This is a genomic window from uncultured Pseudomonas sp. (assembly GCF_943846705.1).
In the GTDB taxonomy this organism is placed as follows: Bacteria; Pseudomonadota; Gammaproteobacteria; order Pseudomonadales; family Pseudomonadaceae; genus Aquipseudomonas.
Genome location: NZ_OX044366.1, coordinates 4,121,839 through 4,136,463, shown reverse-complemented (window position 1 = coordinate 4,136,463; position 14,625 = coordinate 4,121,839). Strand labels below are relative to the sequence as shown.

The following is a 14,625-nucleotide window of genomic DNA, read 5'->3' as shown; positions in this document are numbered from 1 at the left end:
GTTGTATTGATGAATCGTCCCCTCGCCACCGCATCACGTCCGCAACTGGCCTTGCAGTCCTATCTGGACAGCTTGCTGCAGGAGGCTGCGGTTGAGTTGGCCGATAGTATTACGCTGGATGAATTCGAGGCGGCGGTGCTGGAAGAGCAGGTCCGCGATGCTCGGGCAGTGCCGCAGGTACAAGCTGTGGCCGCCAAGCCGTTGGCCGAACTGGCTGCGCGTCCGTTAGTCCTGCCCACCGTCGAGATTGCCACGCCGCCAGTTGAACTGCGAGTTGAGATACCGCCGCCAGTGGTTGAGGCGGCAGCAGTGCTTCAGGTCGAGCAAGCTCCGCTCCAGCAGCTGATGGTGCCCGAGACGGAGTTGCAAGGGCGGCCGGAGTGGGCTCAGGGGCCTTTCGAATGCCTGCTGTTCGACGTTGCCGGCTTGACGCTGGCGGTGCCACTGGTGTGCCTGGGCTCGATTTATCCGCTGCAAGACCAAGAACTCACGCCATTATTTGGCCAACCCGACTGGTTTCTCGGCATACTGCCGAGCCAGGCAGGCAACTTGAAGGTGCTGGATACTGCGCGCTGGGTGATGCCTGACCGTTACCGTGATGATTTTCGCGAAGGTTTGCAGTACGTAATTTCGGTTCAGGGCTATGAGTGGGGGCTGGCCGTGCATCAAGTCAGCCGCTCGATTCGTCTCGACCCGAATGAGGTCAAATGGCGCAGCCAGCGAACTCAGCGTCCGTGGCTGGCCGGTACGGTTATCGAACACATGTGTGCCCTGTTGGATATCGCCTCCCTGGCCGAGTTGATCGCCAGTGGCGGTGCCAAGCGTATGGCGGCCAACCAGGGCCACTGATTAACGCCGGGCTGTGCGCTGTGTACGGCTTTGCAATTTATAGTAACGACAGCCGGGCAGACACCCGCGCTCGCCGCCACAAGCGGTTCATGACGAGGTTAGGCACATGAATAAAAGTTCGGCACAAGGTTCTGAAGATCCGATCCTGCAGTGGGTAACGTTCCGCCTGGACAACGAAACCTATGGCATCAATGTGATGCAGGTGCAGGAAGTCCTGCGTTACAGCGAAATTGCCCCTGTGCCGGGTGCGCCGAGCTATGTCCTGGGCATCATCAACCTGCGCGGTAATGTGGTCACTGTGATTGATACGCGTCAGCGCTTCGGCCTGGCCTCCAGCGAGATCACCGACAACACCCGCGTGGTGATTATCGAGGCCGACAAGCAGGTGGTTGGGATCTTGGTCGACAGCGTGGCTGAGGTGGTTTATCTGCGCCAATCCGAAGTGGAAACCGCGCCGAACGTCGGCAATGACGAGTCCGCCAAGTTTATCCAGGGTGTGTGCAACAAGAACGGCGAACTGCTGATTCTGGTTGAGCTGGACAAGATGATGAGCGAAGAAGAGTGGTCCGAGCTGGAGAGCATCTAGCTCATGCTTGAAGCGCTGCTGGTCGCCCTTGCCTTGGTTTGCCTGGGGCTGGTCGGTGCCTGCATGTGGCTGGCCCGGCAGCTGCGTGACGCGGTCAAACTGCAAGGCGAGCGTGATGCCGTGCGTGACCGGCGGCTCAAGGAGCTCAGCCGGCGTCTGGATACTTACCTGACCGGTAGTGTGCAGATGGGCGAGGAGTTGCATGAGTTGCGCCGGGTGGTCGCGCCGCTGCCGGACAAACTTAGCCAGATTGAGCAGCGTGATCCCAGTAGCCTGTCGTTTACCCAGGCCGCGCGTTTGGCCGGCATGGGCGCCAGCGTGGATGATCTGACCCAGTCCTGCGGCTTAAGCCAGGCTGAAGCTGAGTTGGTCAGCAAGATGCAGCAGGCCCGCCAGCAGCGCTCCTGATTGACCCCCTTCTTGATTCGCAATCAGTGCGCTGGGCCTTCCAGTAGGCGCAGCGGCGGTGTGATATCGCCGTCGTGCTGACTGCCTGCCGGTGATTTGCCCTGCAGATACCAGGCAAAAGCGATGATTTCCGCGATGCAGCGGTACAGCTGCTCGGGTATCGCATCGCCTAGCTCCAGGCGCGCCAGCAGGCGCACCAGTTCGGCATTTTCGTAAATCGGTACTTCGTATTCGCGGGCGATGGCGAGGATGGCTTCGGCGAGCTCGTCATCGCCTTTGGCGCTGAGTACAGGGGCATTTTTGCCATCGTAGGTGAGGGCGATGGCTTGGCGCGGCGCAGTCTTGCTCATGCGGTTTCATCCACCCAGCGTTGTTCCAGGGTTGTACGTGGGCCGCGCGGCGGTATGCCCTGGCTGCACGCCAGTTCACCGACCTGAACGCCGGCGGCATTAAGGCGTTGGCGCAGGTTGTCCAGTTCAGCATCAATCAGGCTGACAGTGCTGCTGCGTTCGGCCCAGAGCTGGCTGGACAGGCGGCCGTGGGCCAGTTGCGCGAGGATCTGCACGGGGCCCAGTGGATCAAGGTCGAAGGCCAGCTCGACTTTCCACAGGGTTTCCTTTTTCTCGGACTTGTCTTGCGGGTTGCCTTCATCGCGTTGGATTTTGACCTGCAGCGGCACCAGTTCCTGCTGATTACGCATGGGCAGCTCCAGCTGCCAGGTGGTCAGCAGGTTACCGTCCGGGCCGACCTGACTCTGCGCCAGGCTGGAGAGCTGATGAGTTTGTAGGCGCGAGATGGCCGCCGCCGCCAGCTTGAGCAAGGTTTCCAGGTCGGCCTCGCCGTCCATGTTCTGCAGCAGGCGCGAGGGCAGGGGGAAGTTCAGTGCTTGTTGGCGGCTGCTGGCTTTACCCAGGCTGCCGAGTAGGTCGCGGGCCAGGGCGGGCATGGCCTGGGCCAGTGCAGTGCTGGCATTGGCGGCGGCCAATGGGTTGCCGGTTGAAAGGTTGGGCAGTAATTGGGTAATCAGGCGCAACAGGTTGGCTTTAAGGTCGGTTGGTAGTGCCTGGCCTTGGCCGCCCAATAGCTTGCTTTCAAGGAGAATGCCGCTGTTCTCCAAGGCCATGGCCAGCCCCTTGGGGCTGCTCAGTTGGGCCGCGTCGGGCAGCGTGGCGAACAGTTTGTCGATGCTGGTACGCAGGCCCTCGCTCATCTCTGCGCTACCGCGCAGGCCCTGCAGGGCACTAAAAAGGCCTTCCAGCGAACCTTGGCGATTACTTTGCGTACCCAGTTGCTGGCTCAGCGCGAGTTGATCCAGGCGGCTGCTCAGCGGCAGGAAGCTCAAGGACTGGTTGCCCTGAACCTGCGCGCTGAGCAGGCTGCCCACCGGCAGCGCCAGCGGGGTTTCCAGGGCGAGCTTGCTGCCGGCCAGCGGTGTGTTGAGCAGGTTGACCAATACCTTGTAGGCCACCTGCTGTGAGCGGCCTTGCAGCAGCTGCTCGCGGGCCACGACCTTGCCTTGCAGCAGGGTGCCGATGGGCAGTTTTTCGAGGTCCAGGCTGGTCAGCGCCTTGTCGCCACCTGCCAGTACCGCGAGGGCCAGGCGGGTTTCCGAGAGTGCAGTCACCGCCAGTGATGTGCCTTGGGCGATAGGTCGCGGACTGTTGGCTTCAAGGGTGGTCTGGCGGCCGTTGTCTAATGTCAGCTTGAGCAGCAGCTGAAAGCTTTGCGCCATTTCCTTCAGGGCAATGACTTCGGCTTTGGCGGTTTCACCGCTGGCCAGCAAGCCTTGCAGAGGTTGCAGCAGTTTCACCGCCAGGTCAGCCGCTACGGCGTTGGGGCGGCTGCTGGGAAGCGGCGGCGGAAGGGGCCGCGAACTGCTGATTTCGCTCATTGGCAGGTTACACCCTGTCGAAAATGGCCACTGCGGAAGGCGGGGGCTGGCATGTATAATCGCGCCCCGTCTGGGTCGGCTACGCGTTGCACTGCGTCAGTATAGCGGCCAAGACTCCGCCGACTTGAGTCGCTTTTGCCATCCCTTTTAGGTGCCGATGCCTTGACCAGTCCTCTTCTCGAAGCCGTGGCGCTCGCCTGTGAGCGAGACTGGCGCATGCTCTTCGAGCGGCTGGAGGTGCGTCTGGTTCCCAGCGAAATGCTGCAGGTGGCCGGGCCAAATGGCAGTGGCAAGACCAGCCTGTTGCGCTTGCTCGCCGGCTTGATGCAACCGACGGCCGGTGAGATTCGCCTCAACGGCCGTCCCTTGCTGGCGCAGCGTGCCGAACTGGCGCGTAATTTGTTATGGATTGGCCATGCCGCCGGCATCAAGGGGTTGCTGACGGCCGAAGAAAACCTCATTTGGCTCTGTGCCCTGCATCAGCCGGCCGAGCGTGAGGCGATCTGGCAGGCGCTGGCTGCGGTGGGCTTGCGCGGTTTCGAGGATGTGCCTTGCCACACCCTGTCCGCCGGGCAGCAGCGCCGTGTAGCGTTGGCCCGTTTGTATTTGCCGGGGCCGAAATTATGGGTGCTGGATGAGCCCTTTACCGCGCTGGATAAGGCCGCTGTGACGCAGTTGGAGCATCATCTGGCCGCGCATTGTCAGCAAGGCGGTTTGGTGGTGCTGACCACACACCACGAGTTAAAGGTTAAACCGGCCGGTTATCGCCAGCTTGATCTGGGGCAGCGCACAGCATGAGCAATGTTTTTACCCTGCTGCTGGCCCGCGAAGCGCGCTTGCTGTTTCGTCGCCCGGCCGAACTGGCTAATCCGCTGGTGTTCTTCGCCATTGTGATCGCCCTGTTCCCCTTGGCGGTGGGGCCGCAGACGCAGTTGTTACAAAGCCTTTCGCCCGGGCTGATCTGGGTAGCGGCGCTGTTGGCCGTGCTGCTCTCGCTAGACGGGCTGTTTCGCAGTGATTTCGAGGACGGCTCACTCGAGCAGTGGGTCCTTTCGCCGCACCCCCTGGCTCTTCTGGTTCTGGCCAAGGTGCTGGCACACTGGCTGTTTTCCGGCCTAGCACTGGTGCTGTTGGCACCGTTGTTGGCGCTGATGCTGGGGTTGCCTGAGCGCTGCTTGCCGGTGCTGCTGATTTCCCTGCTGCTGGGCACGCCGGTATTGAGCCTGTTGGGGGCCGTCGGTGCAGCGTTGACCGTAGGCCTCAAGCGTGGCGGCCTGTTGCTCGCCTTGCTGATTTTGCCGCTGTACATCCCGGTGCTGATCCTTGGCAGCGGCGCGTTACAAGCCAGCCTGCAAGGATTGCCGGCGGTCGGCCACCTGTTGTGGTTGGCCAGCCTCACCGCATTGGCGGTGACCTTGACACCTTTTGCCATCGCCGCTGGTCTGACGATCAGTGTGGCTGAGTAAACAATACGCCTGAATGGCCGGCTGCTCTGGCGCTTACTAGCGCGGCGATCAGCCCTAGCACTGATGAGTAACCTGATGAACTGGACGTGGTTTCACAAGCTCGGCTCGCCCAAGTGGTTTTATGAAATCAGCAGCCGTTGGCTGCCTTGGTTAGCCTTGGCGGCGGCCGTGTTGTTGCTGGTGGGCCTCGTCTGGGGGCTGGCGTTTGCGCCGCCGGATTATCAGCAAGGTAATAGCTTTCGCATCATCTACATCCATGTGCCGGCTGCCTTTCTCGCCCAATCGATCTACGTGATGCTGGCTGTTGCCGGCACGGTTGGCCTGGTGTGGAAGATGAAGCTCGCCGATGTGGCCTTGCAGCAAGCCGCGCCCATCGGTGCCTGGATGACCGTGATTGCCCTGGTGACGGGCGCGGTGTGGGGCAAGCCGACCTGGGGTACTTACTGGGTCTGGGATGCACGCCTGACCTCGATGCTGATTTTGTTGTTCCTGTATTTCGGCGTAATCGCCCTCGGCAATGCCATCAGCAATCGTGACAGCGCGGCCAAGGCCTGTGCGGTGCTGGCGATTGTCGGGGTGGTGAATATCCCGATCATCAAATACTCGGTGGAGTGGTGGAACACCCTGCACCAGCCCGCCACGTTTAGCGTGATCGAAAAACCAGCCATGCCGTTCGAAATGTGGATGCCGCTGCTGATCATGGTGCTGGGTTTCTATTGCTTCTTCGGCGCGGTGCTGCTGCTGCGCATGCGTTTGGAAGTGCTCAAACGCGAGGCGCGCAGCAACTGGGCTAAAGCGGAAGTGAAAGCGCTGGTGGAGAAGGGCCGATGAGTTTTGCCAGTTTCAGCGAGTTTCTCGCCATGGGCACCCATGGGCCTTATGTCTGGTTCTGTTACGCCATCAGCCTGGCTGTGCTGGGGCTGAATGTGGCGCTGCCAATCCTGGCGCGTCGCCGTTATCTGCAAGACGAGGCGCGTCGTTTGCGTCGGGAGGAGTCGAAGTGAATCCGCTGCGTAAGAAACGCCTGTTTATTGTCCTGGCGATCATCGCCGGTGTGGGCATCGCTGTGGCCCTGGCCCTGAGCGCGTTGCAGCAGAACATCAACCTGTTCTACACCCCCACGCAGATCGCCAATGGCGAAGCCCCGCAAGGCACGCGTATCCGTGCCGGTGGCCTGGTCGAGGAAGGCTCGGTGCAGCGCTCCCGTGATTCGCTGGAAACTGATTTTGTGGTCAGCGACGGCGCGAAGCGCGTGACCATCCGCTACAGCGGCATCCTCCCGGACCTGTTCCGTGAAGGGCAGGGCATTGTCGCCATGGGCAAGCTTGATGCCAGTGGCGTGCTGATTGCCGATGAAGTGCTGGCCAAGCACGATGAAAACTACATGCCGCCAGAGGTGATGCAGGCACTGGAGCAGAGCGGCATGAAACAGCAGCACGACGCCGCCCAAGCGGCTAAAGCAGGTAAGCAGGAGTACACGCAATGATCCCCGAACTTGGCCATCTGGCGATGATTCTGGCGCTGTGCATGGCGCTGGTGCAGGCGACACTGCCAATGATTGGTGCCTGGCGTGGTGATCGCCAGTGGATGAGCCTAGCGCAGCCGGCTGCCTGGGGGCAGTTTGCCTTCCTGTTGTTTTCTTTTATCTGCCTGACCTACGCCTTTATGGTCGACGACTTCAGCGTCGCCTATGTGGCCAACAACTCCAACAGCGCGTTGCCCTGGTATTTCAAGTTCAGCGCCGTGTGGGGCGCGCACGAAGGCTCGCTGCTGTTGTGGGGGCTGATCCTCGCCGGCTGGACCTTTGCCGTGTCGATCTGCTCGCGGCAGTTGCCGGAAGAAATGCTCGCCCGCGTGCTGGCGGTGATGGGGATTATCAGCATCGGTTTTCTGCTGTTCCTGATCATCACCTCCAACCCGTTCGAGCGTCTGTTGTTCGATACGCCGACCAACGGCCGTGACCTCAACCCGTTATTGCAGGACTTCGGCCTGATCGTGCACCCGCCGATGCTCTATATGGGTTACGTCGGTTTTTCCGTGGCCTTTGCTTTCGCCATCGCCGCCTTGCTCGGCGGCAAGCTGGATGCCGCCTGGGCGCGTTGGTCGCGCCCATGGACCATCGTCGCCTGGGCCTTCCTCGGCATTGGCATCGCGCTGGGCTCCTGGTGGGCCTATTACGAGCTCGGCTGGGGCGGCTGGTGGTTCTGGGACCCGGTGGAAAATGCCTCGTTTATGCCTTGGCTGGTCGGCACAGCGCTGATCCACTCCCTGGCGGTGACGGAAAAACGCGGCGTGTTCAAAAGCTGGACCGTGCTGCTGGCCATCGCCGCATTCTCGCTTAGCTTGCTCGGTACCTTCCTGGTGCGTTCCGGGGTGCTGACCTCGGTGCATGCCTTCGCCAGCGACCCTGAGCGCGGTGTGTTTATCCTGGCTTTCCTGCTGATCGTGGTGGGCAGTTCGCTGGCGCTGTTTGCCATTCGTGCGCCGGTGGTCAAGAGCCAGGTTGGCTTTGCCCTGTGGTCGCGGGAAACCTTGTTGCTGGTAAATAACCTGATTCTGGTGGTCGCCGCGGCGATGATTTTGCTCGGCACGCTTTACCCGCTGGTATTGGACGCCATGACCGGCGCCAAGCTGTCGGTTGGGCCGCCGTACTTCAACGCGTTGTTCGTGCCGCTGATGGGCCTGCTGATGGCGATGATCGCCGTGGGCGTGGTCGTACGCTGGAAGGACACACCGCTGAAGTGGCTGCTGAACATGCTCGCGCCGGTGCTGATCGGCAGCGTGGTATTGGCCGTGGTGGCGACCTTGCTGGTCGGTGACTTCAACTGGGCCGTGCTTGGTGTTTGCCTGCTGGCGGCCTGGGTGGTGCTGGCTGGGGTGCGCGATATCCTCGAAAAAACCCGGCACAAGGGTCTGCTCAGAGGGTTGCCGAGCCTGACCCGCAGTTATTGGGGCATGCAAACAGCGCACTTGGGTATGGCGATCTGCGCCTTGGGCGTGGTGCTGACCAGCATGGGCAGCTTCGAGCGTGACATGCGCATGGCACCGGGAGAGTCGGTGGAGATCGGCGGTTACCAGTTTGTCTTTGAAGGTGCCGAGCACTTTGAGGGGCCAAACTTTACCTCGGATAAAGGCACCGTGCGCATCCTCGAAGACGGCAAGCAGATTGCTGTGCTGCACCCGGAGAAACGCCTGTATACCGTGCAGCAGTCAGTGATGACCGAGGCAGGTATTGATGCCGGAATCACCCGCGACCTGTTCGTGGCCCTGGGTGAGCCGCTGGAAAACGGCGCTTGGGCGGTGCGAGTGCACATCAAGCCGTTTGTGCGCTGGATCTGGTTCGGTGCGCTGTTGATGGGCTTCGGCGGTTTCCTCTCCGCTTCCGATAAGCGTTACCGGATGAAGGTGCGCACCCGCGTGCGTGATGCATTGGGTATGGCGGGGGCGCAGGCATGAGACGTTTACTATTGTTGCTACCGCTGGCGCTGTTTCTCGGCATGGCGGCGTTTCTTTACCGCGGCTTGTGGCTTGATCCGGCCGAATTGCCTTCGGCGCTGATCGGTAAGCCATTCCCGGCCTTTAGCCTGCCGGCGGTGCAGAACGGTCAGGCGCTGAGTGAAGCCGATTTGATCGGTAAGCCGGCGCTGGTCAATGTCTGGGCCACCTGGTGTGTGGCCTGCCGGGTAGAGCATCCGGTGTTGAACAAACTGGCCAAGCTGGGTGTGAACATTTATGGGGTCAACTACAAGGACGACAACGCCGCCGCGCAGAAGTGGCTGGTGGAGTTCCATGACCCTTATCAGCTGAATATCAATGACGCTCGCGGCACCCTTGGCCTGGACTTGGGCGTGTATGGCGCGCCTGAGACCTTCCTGATCGACAAGGCCGGGATCATCCGCCACAAGTTTGTCGGCGTAATTGATGAGCGGGTCTGGCGTGAGCAATTGGCTGCGCTTTACCAAGAATTGGTCGATGAGGCTCAGCCATGAGGCGTTTACTCACTGCCGCCGTGCTGGGGCTGGCGTTGCTGGGCACCGCCCAGGCCGCCATCGATACCTACGAGTTTGCTAACGAGGCCGAGCGCCAGCGTTATCGCACCTTGGTGCAAGAGCTGCGCTGCCCCAAGTGCCAGAACCAGAACATCGCCGACTCTGATGCACCGATTGCCATGGACCTGCGAGCACAGGTTCATCGCCAGCTGGGAGAGGGCAAGACTGATGAGCAGATTATTGATTATCTAGTCAGTCGCTATGGCGATTTTGTCCTCTACAAGCCGCCTGTCACCGCGCGCACGCTGCTGCTGTGGTACGGCCCGGCTGGTTTGCTGGTGGGTGGTTTCGTCCTGCTTGGGGTCATTCTGTTGCGTCGTCGCCGTCAATCGGCTGAGGTGAAGAGTGACCTGTCTGCGGATGAACAGCAGCGTCTAGCTGCTCTGCTTAGCCAGCAGTCCGCCAGCCAACAGCCCGCTAATCAACCGCCTGTGGATAAGAAAGACTGATGATTGAATTTTGGTTATGCGCCGGCCTGCTGTTGCTGACAGCCCTGGCGTTTTTGCTGATTCCTGTGGTGCGTGGGCGCAAGCTCCAAGCCGAAGAAGACCGTACTGCACTTAACGTCACCCTGTACCAGGAACGCTTGCAGGACTTGCAGGCGCAACATGCCGCCGGCGCACTGAATGCTGAACAGCTTGCCGCTGGCCGTGATGAGGCCGCCCGTGAGCTGCTGGCGGATACCGAAGGCGTGCTGGCGCAGCCGGTTCAGCGCTCGCTAGGTGGCAAGATTCCACTGATTGCCGCGCTGTTGATGCCGCTGTTGGGCTATGGCCTGTATCAGCACTGGGGCGCGATCGACGATGTTGAACGTGCGCGTACCTTTGCCGAGCAGCCGAAAACCATCGAGGAAATGACCGCGCGCCTGGAAGCCGCGGTGAAGAACGACCCGAAGTCCGGCGAAAGCTGGTACTTCCTCGGGCGTACCTATATGGCCCAGGAGCGCGCCGCTGATGCCGCCGCCGCCTTTGAACAGGCCATTGAAGTGGCAGGGCGCGCGCCTGAGTTACTCGGCCAGTGGGCGCAGGCACTGTATTTTGCCGGTGACAAGCAATGGACGCCGCAGTTGCAGGCGCTGACCGATGAAGCGCTTAAAGCCGACCCGGCGGAAGTCACCAGTCTAGGCCTGCTCGGTATTGCCGCGTATGAAGGCGGTCAATACCAGCAGGCGATTGGCCACTGGCAGCAGTTGGTGGCGCTTTTGCCCAGCGAAGACCCTTCGCGTCAGGCGATTCAGGGCGGCATCGACCGTGCCCGCGAGCAGCTGGGTGAGCCTGCAACCGACGCTGTGCCTGCCACTGGCCCAGGGTTGACGGTAAAGGTAATGCTGGCGGCCGAGTTGCAAGCCAAGGTGCAACCGGGCGATGCGGTGTTTATCTTCGCCCGCGCGGTGTCTGGGCCGTCGATGCCATTGGCGGTTAAGCGCCTCACGGTGGCGGACCTGCCGGCTGAAGTCAGCCTGTCCGACAGCGATGCGATGATGCCGCAGCTGAAAATCTCCGGCTTCGAACAGGTGCAACTGGTCGCCCGGATCTCCCGCAGTGGCAATGCCACGGCGGGCGAGTGGGTGGGTAGCAGCCAGCCGTTGGCCAGCAAGAGCACAGAGTTGCAGCAGCTGTTGATCGACAGCGCGGACAGTAAAGCGCCATGAGTCCGCTCTGGCGTGGTGTTGTGCTCGTCAGCCTGCTGGGGCTCGGTGCTTGCGTGCAGGCCCCGCTGAACAGCACACCGGTGAAAAGTCCGAGCGCTAGCGGCAACCACCCACGGTTTGCTCCGCCACCTGGGGTGGCCAGCCAGTGGGATGCGCGGCTGGGGGTGTATGTGGTCGGTGGGGCTTCTCACCTGTACTACCGTGAGCGCACCTATTACCGCTGGAACTCCGGTTGGAGCTGGGCCAGTAGTCCGCAGGGCCCTTGGTTACCGACCGACAGCAGCGGCGTGCCGCCGGGGTTGTCTCGCCGCTACGCCCAATAAGTCATCTTCAATGCGCAGGGCAGGGCGTCGCTGGGCGGCGCTCGATATCCGGCTCGAACTCTTCGATTAAGCGACAGATGGCGTGACCGTCCGGGGCGCAGTCGCCTTTGTCGGCCCAGTTGGCAAAGGCGTTCTGCATCACCAGTGCCAGGCGCTGACACTCGTCGATATGAGCGTGCAGGGCGGTCAGGCGTTCGTTGAGGAGATCACGCACCTCGGCGCAGGGCGCCTGGCCATTGTCGGCGCTGGCGAGTATCTGTTGGCTGTCTTTCAGGCTAAAGCCCAGGCGCCGGGCGCGGGCGATAAAGCGCAAGCGTTGCAGGTCTTCGCTTGAGTACTGCTGATAGCCGTTATCCGGGTTGCGCGAGGGTTTGAGCAAGCCGAGATCGGTGTAGTGGCGAACCGTCTCGCTGCTGACCGCGGCGGCTTTAGCCAGTTGGGCGACGCGCATAGCTACTCTCCAGAATTGATAAGGGCCGCGTCAGGTTAAAACCTGTGGGCGGCCCTTGGGTCAAACGCGGCGGTTTATTCGGCGATCTGCAGCTTGCGCGCCTCATGGTAGAAGAAGCGGATTTTCTCGTACTCGAACGGCGAGTTGAGCTGGCCGTAGCGGAAATTCACGGTGGAGCGTTGGTCGACAACTTCCAGTAGGGTGATTTCCGGGTGGCTGACGCTAGCTTCGGCGACATTCAGCCAGTTGACCTGACTTTTTGCCGTGAAGTCCGCCACTAAACCACCGGTGTCGCGCAGGTTTGACGGGCCCAGTATGGGCAAAATCAGGTAAGGCCCGGCAGGGGTGCCGTAATAGCCGAGGGTCTGACCGAAGTCTTCCTTCTGCTTAAGTAAGCCCATGCGCGTGGCCGGATCCCACAGGCCGGCAACGCCGAGCGTGGTGTTGAGCAGCAGGCGGGCGGTGGTGTGCATGGTCCGCTTGCCTTTGAGTTGCAGTGCACTGTTGAGAAGGCTGGGCACATCACCTAAGTTGCTGAAGAAGTTGCTGACGCCGCGCTGCACCAGAGTGGGGGTGACGTAGCGGTAGCCATCGACAATCGGCAGGAACACCCACTCATCGAAGCGATAGTTGAAGTGGTAAACGCGGCGGTTCCATGACTCCAGTGGGTCATAGACATTCAGTGCATTGAGTGTCGAGCGCTCAAATTCGCGCTGATCCAGCCCCGGGTTGAACTGCAGATGCTGCATGGGCTGTTTAAAGCCATCGTCATGGGCCGCGTGCTGAGCATAGGTGAGGCTACTGCCGAGCAGCAGGGAGATAAATACAGCAATGGAAATGGGCTTAGCCACGGAAGAACTCCAGCATGGCGTCGCTGTTGACGCGGTAGTTGAGGTTGCCGCAATGGCCACCCAGCGGATAAACGGTTAGGCGCTCACCCAGGGTGCGGCGCAAAAAGCCGAGGTCACCGGGACCCAGGATCACGTCATCGGCGTTGTGCATGACGGCGATCTTGTTGCTGTTCTTCAGGTAATCAGCCACGCCATACAGGCTGACCTGGTCGATTAGCTGCGCGATGCTGCCGCCGTCAGTGCGTGCCCGCCACATGGGGATCAGTTGTTCCGTCAAATAGCAGTCAAAGTCGCATTGCAGCGCACGCTTGAAGAACCGAGTGAGGCTGGTGCCTTCACTGATGGGGTAGTCGATCGGGGTGATCAAGCCGCGGCGATTGATCAGGTCCGAGGTAAAGGCAATGTCGGCCGAGGAGAAGCGGAAGGCGGCGCCAATCAGCATGGCCAGTTGTTCGTCACTGAGTTGCTCGCCCGAGTTCTGAAAGTCATAGAGCAGTGCGTCGTTAATATCGATGTAGCCCTTGGTTTGGAAGTAGCGGGTCAGTTTGCCCAGTACCAGTTCGTAGAAGGTGGTGCTGTTGTTGATGCCCTCAACCTGGGTTTGCACCATGCGGTCGAGATTGGTCACTGAGGTGTAGAGGTTGACCGGCGGGTTGAGCAGCAGCACACGTTTGAAGTTGAAGCTGCGGCGGGTTTCATCCAGCTCACTGACAAAGGCTGCCTGCAGCGCGCCCAGGCTGTAGCCGGTGAGGTGAAACTCGCTGACTTTCAGGCGCGGGTGCTGCGCTCGCACGGCCTGCATGGCGCGGTACAGGTCGTCGGCGTCGTCACGGGTGATGCCGGGCGTGGCAAAGCGCGAAGCCGAGGTCATAAAGTCATAGCTGGTCGGCGACGACAGTTGCACCACGTGATAGCCCGCACCGTAAAACAGCTTCTTCAGGTATTCCGGGGTGCTGCTGGCGTAATGTGCGCCGGTGCCGGCGATGATAAAGATCAGCGGTGCTTCGCCGGACTGCTCGGCCAGGCGATAGCGCATCTTGGTGACTGACCAGAAGTTTTCCGGCAATTCGAACTCGCGCTCCGGGCGCAGTTTGATTTTGTAGTCACTCTGGTTGATATCGGCGTCGGCCGGCAACTCCGGGCGCAGCTCTGGCGGTGTGGTTGTCAACGTGGCTACGAATGGGTTGCTGATTGGGTAGCCATAGCTGCTGGCGTCGATATCGGCCGCGCTGACGGGGGTAATCAAGGCCAGGCAACTGAGAAGGGCAAGCAGGCGAGGGAAGTGCGACATGGCTATATCTCATGAGAGCAGGGCGGTTGCTGCGGAGCAATGCGCGTCGATTATGACCACATAAGCTCGATTACGTACGGTATTCGTTCTAGGTCCGCATTTTTCAGACGTTAGCGTCATTTCGAAGTTCGACTTGTTAAGGCAATACAACTAATTGTTCGACCCATATCAGCTCGCAGGCACCGTTGCCGGTGTCTTCGCGGCTGAGCGAGCTGACCCAGTTAAAGCCATCGTCGGCGTCGACGCGCACCAGTTGGCCTGCGAGGCGAATCTGCTGGCCCGCTTTGAGCTGCGCCAGGGTGCCGGCCACGGCAGGGTTGGCGGGTATCAGATGCATATTGGCGCTGTGAGTTTCAATCTGCCGGCGGGCAATCGGCATTTGCTTGGCCCGCCAGAAGTACCAGCGGTTGCCCTGGCTGATGCTGATATGGCGCAGCACCTCGGGGTTGGCCATCGGCCCCCAGCCGAGTGCTAGGTCGGTCGGCGAGAGCTTTGCACCCCGGTCAAGGTAATAGTCTTCACGCGCGAGGATGCGCGCGTCCAGCTGAAAGCCTTGCAGCGGGCTGATGGTGTACTCATCCACGCGCCAGCTGCCACTGGTTAATGGCATGCTCGGCGGTAAGCTGCTGGGTGTGGGCAGCACGATGACCGACAGCAACCAGAGGCCGAGCAGGCTGGCGGTGAGCAGTATCAGGCGACGTATAAGCATGGCTGGATTTTAGTCGCAGAGGCTATAAGTAGGCGATCTCTGGGTGTTATCTGGGACGTGGCGGCATATTCTACGCAGCCCTCAATTGCTCAGAGTTCTC

Annotated in this window: 18 protein-coding genes and 1 pseudogene; 13 read left to right on the top strand and 6 right to left on the bottom strand. The window is 60.8% G+C overall.

Annotated elements, in window-relative coordinates:
- The first annotated feature begins 9 nt into the window (after positions 1-9).
- The 3 genes from Q0V31_RS19255 (at position 10) to Q0V31_RS19245 (ending at position 1,843) form a co-directional block, all read left to right on the top strand.
- Entirely contained in the window at positions 10-849 is an 840-nt protein-coding gene (locus Q0V31_RS19255) for a CheW domain-containing protein (RefSeq protein WP_298190636.1), read from the top strand.
- Positions 850-955: 106 nt separating this feature from the next.
- Positions 956-1,435 (top strand): chemotaxis protein CheW, encoded by a 480-nt coding sequence (locus Q0V31_RS19250; RefSeq protein WP_298190628.1) that lies wholly within the window; start codon positions 956-958, stop codon positions 1,433-1,435.
- A gap of 3 nt (positions 1,436-1,438) precedes the next feature.
- Positions 1,439-1,843, top strand: a complete 405-nt coding sequence (locus tag Q0V31_RS19245; protein ID WP_298190620.1) for a DUF2802 domain-containing protein — start codon at positions 1,439-1,441, stop codon at positions 1,841-1,843.
- 23 nt (positions 1,844-1,866) lie between these two features.
- Here the strand turns inward: Q0V31_RS19245 and Q0V31_RS19240 are convergent, their stop codons facing one another.
- Both Q0V31_RS19240 and Q0V31_RS19235 read right to left on the bottom strand, forming a co-directional pair.
- Complete coding sequence (locus Q0V31_RS19240; protein ID WP_298190616.1) at positions 1,867-2,193, bottom strand: EscU/YscU/HrcU family type III secretion system export apparatus switch protein; 327 nt, start codon at positions 2,191-2,193, stop codon at positions 1,867-1,869.
- On the bottom strand, positions 2,190-3,734 hold the full coding sequence (locus Q0V31_RS19235; protein ID WP_298190596.1) for a flagellar hook-length control protein FliK: 1,545 nt from the start codon (positions 3,732-3,734) through the stop codon (positions 2,190-2,192). The genes Q0V31_RS19240 and Q0V31_RS19235 overlap by 4 nt, the downstream gene beginning before the upstream one ends.
- 162 nt (positions 3,735-3,896) lie before the next feature.
- Between Q0V31_RS19235 and ccmA the strand changes: the two genes are divergently transcribed.
- From ccmA to Q0V31_RS19185, 10 genes are all read left to right on the top strand, one after another.
- Positions 3,897-4,532 (top strand): cytochrome c biogenesis heme-transporting ATPase CcmA, encoded by a 636-nt coding sequence (gene ccmA, locus Q0V31_RS19230; protein WP_298190589.1) that lies wholly within the window; start codon positions 3,897-3,899, stop codon positions 4,530-4,532.
- Positions 4,529-5,200, top strand: coding sequence for a heme exporter protein CcmB (gene ccmB, locus Q0V31_RS19225; protein WP_298190582.1), 672 nt, complete (start codon positions 4,529-4,531; stop codon positions 5,198-5,200). The genes ccmA and ccmB overlap by 4 nt, the downstream gene beginning before the upstream one ends.
- Positions 5,201-5,272: 72 nt before the next feature.
- On the top strand, positions 5,273-6,031 hold the full coding sequence (locus tag Q0V31_RS19220) for a heme ABC transporter permease (protein WP_298191160.1): 759 nt from the start codon (positions 5,273-5,275) through the stop codon (positions 6,029-6,031).
- A complete protein-coding gene (gene ccmD / locus Q0V31_RS19215; protein WP_298190575.1) occupies positions 6,028-6,204 on the top strand; it encodes a heme exporter protein CcmD in 177 nt (58 codons plus the stop codon). Before Q0V31_RS19220 ends, ccmD begins: the two co-directional genes overlap by 4 nt.
- Entirely contained in the window at positions 6,201-6,686 is a 486-nt protein-coding gene (ccmE, locus tag Q0V31_RS19210) for a cytochrome c maturation protein CcmE (RefSeq protein ID WP_298190568.1), read from the top strand. The genes ccmD and ccmE overlap by 4 nt, the downstream gene beginning before the upstream one ends.
- Positions 6,683-8,656: a heme lyase CcmF/NrfE family subunit gene (locus Q0V31_RS19205; RefSeq protein WP_298190560.1), complete on the top strand. Its 1,974-nt coding sequence runs from the start codon at positions 6,683-6,685 to the stop codon at positions 8,654-8,656. Before ccmE ends, Q0V31_RS19205 begins: the two co-directional genes overlap by 4 nt.
- Positions 8,653-9,189: a DsbE family thiol:disulfide interchange protein gene (locus tag Q0V31_RS19200; protein ID WP_298190551.1), complete on the top strand. Its 537-nt coding sequence runs from the start codon at positions 8,653-8,655 to the stop codon at positions 9,187-9,189. The genes Q0V31_RS19205 and Q0V31_RS19200 overlap by 4 nt, the downstream gene beginning before the upstream one ends.
- Positions 9,186-9,698: a cytochrome c-type biogenesis protein gene (locus Q0V31_RS19195; RefSeq protein ID WP_298190544.1), complete on the top strand. Its 513-nt coding sequence runs from the start codon at positions 9,186-9,188 to the stop codon at positions 9,696-9,698. Before Q0V31_RS19200 ends, Q0V31_RS19195 begins: the two co-directional genes overlap by 4 nt.
- Positions 9,698-10,900, top strand: a complete 1,203-nt coding sequence (ccmI, locus tag Q0V31_RS19190; RefSeq protein ID WP_298190537.1) for a c-type cytochrome biogenesis protein CcmI — start codon at positions 9,698-9,700, stop codon at positions 10,898-10,900. The genes Q0V31_RS19195 and ccmI overlap by 1 nt, the downstream gene beginning before the upstream one ends.
- Positions 10,897-11,223 (top strand): hypothetical protein, encoded by a 327-nt coding sequence (locus Q0V31_RS19185; RefSeq protein WP_298190528.1) that lies wholly within the window; start codon positions 10,897-10,899, stop codon positions 11,221-11,223. Before ccmI ends, Q0V31_RS19185 begins: the two co-directional genes overlap by 4 nt.
- A gap of 7 nt (positions 11,224-11,230) precedes the next feature.
- Here the strand turns inward: Q0V31_RS19185 and Q0V31_RS19180 are convergent, their stop codons facing one another.
- From Q0V31_RS19180 to Q0V31_RS19165, 4 genes and pseudogenes are all read right to left on the bottom strand, one after another.
- Positions 11,231-11,674, bottom strand: a complete 444-nt coding sequence (locus Q0V31_RS19180; RefSeq protein WP_298190526.1) for a MerR family transcriptional regulator — start codon at positions 11,672-11,674, stop codon at positions 11,231-11,233.
- Between the two features lie 74 nt (positions 11,675-11,748).
- A pseudogene (locus Q0V31_RS19175) lies at positions 11,749-12,441 on the bottom strand (VacJ family lipoprotein); the annotation flags it as partial.
- A gap of 76 nt (positions 12,442-12,517) precedes the next feature.
- A complete protein-coding gene (locus Q0V31_RS19170) occupies positions 12,518-13,816 on the bottom strand; it encodes a serine/threonine protein kinase (RefSeq protein ID WP_298190521.1) in 1,299 nt (432 codons plus the stop codon).
- A 136-nt stretch (positions 13,817-13,952) separates the two neighbouring features.
- Positions 13,953-14,525 (bottom strand): hypothetical protein, encoded by a 573-nt coding sequence (locus Q0V31_RS19165; RefSeq protein WP_298190519.1) that lies wholly within the window; start codon positions 14,523-14,525, stop codon positions 13,953-13,955.
- Positions 14,526-14,625 lie beyond the last annotated feature (100 nt).

What these genes read in the sequence shown, in the direction of transcription:
- Q0V31_RS19255 (WP_298190636.1), top strand. Translation starts at nt 10, where the DNA reads ATGAATCGTCCCCTCGCCACCGCATCACGTCCGCAACTGGCCTTGCAG.
- Q0V31_RS19235 (WP_298190596.1), bottom strand. Translation starts at nt 3,734, where the DNA reads ATGAGCGAAATCAGCAGTTCGCGGCCCCTTCCGCCGCCGCTTCCCAGC.
- Q0V31_RS19195 (WP_298190544.1), top strand. Translation starts at nt 9,186, where the DNA reads ATGAGGCGTTTACTCACTGCCGCCGTGCTGGGGCTGGCGTTGCTGGGC.
- Q0V31_RS19240 (WP_298190616.1), bottom strand. Translation starts at nt 2,193, where the DNA reads ATGAGCAAGACTGCGCCGCGCCAAGCCATCGCCCTCACCTACGATGGC.
- Q0V31_RS19250 (WP_298190628.1), top strand. Translation starts at nt 956, where the DNA reads ATGAATAAAAGTTCGGCACAAGGTTCTGAAGATCCGATCCTGCAGTGG.
- Q0V31_RS19185 (WP_298190528.1), top strand. Translation starts at nt 10,897, where the DNA reads ATGAGTCCGCTCTGGCGTGGTGTTGTGCTCGTCAGCCTGCTGGGGCTC.
- Q0V31_RS19170 (WP_298190521.1), bottom strand. Translation starts at nt 13,816, where the DNA reads ATGTCGCACTTCCCTCGCCTGCTTGCCCTTCTCAGTTGCCTGGCCTTG.
- ccmB (WP_298190582.1), top strand. Translation starts at nt 4,529, where the DNA reads ATGAGCAATGTTTTTACCCTGCTGCTGGCCCGCGAAGCGCGCTTGCTG.
- Q0V31_RS19165 (WP_298190519.1), bottom strand. Translation starts at nt 14,525, where the DNA reads ATGCTTATACGTCGCCTGATACTGCTCACCGCCAGCCTGCTCGGCCTC.
- Q0V31_RS19205 (WP_298190560.1), top strand. Translation starts at nt 6,683, where the DNA reads ATGATCCCCGAACTTGGCCATCTGGCGATGATTCTGGCGCTGTGCATG.
- ccmD (WP_298190575.1), top strand. Translation starts at nt 6,028, where the DNA reads ATGAGTTTTGCCAGTTTCAGCGAGTTTCTCGCCATGGGCACCCATGGG.
- Q0V31_RS19180 (WP_298190526.1), bottom strand. Translation starts at nt 11,674, where the DNA reads ATGCGCGTCGCCCAACTGGCTAAAGCCGCCGCGGTCAGCAGCGAGACG.
- ccmI (WP_298190537.1), top strand. Translation starts at nt 9,698, where the DNA reads ATGATTGAATTTTGGTTATGCGCCGGCCTGCTGTTGCTGACAGCCCTG.
- Q0V31_RS19200 (WP_298190551.1), top strand. Translation starts at nt 8,653, where the DNA reads ATGAGACGTTTACTATTGTTGCTACCGCTGGCGCTGTTTCTCGGCATG.
- Q0V31_RS19245 (WP_298190620.1), top strand. Translation starts at nt 1,439, where the DNA reads ATGCTTGAAGCGCTGCTGGTCGCCCTTGCCTTGGTTTGCCTGGGGCTG.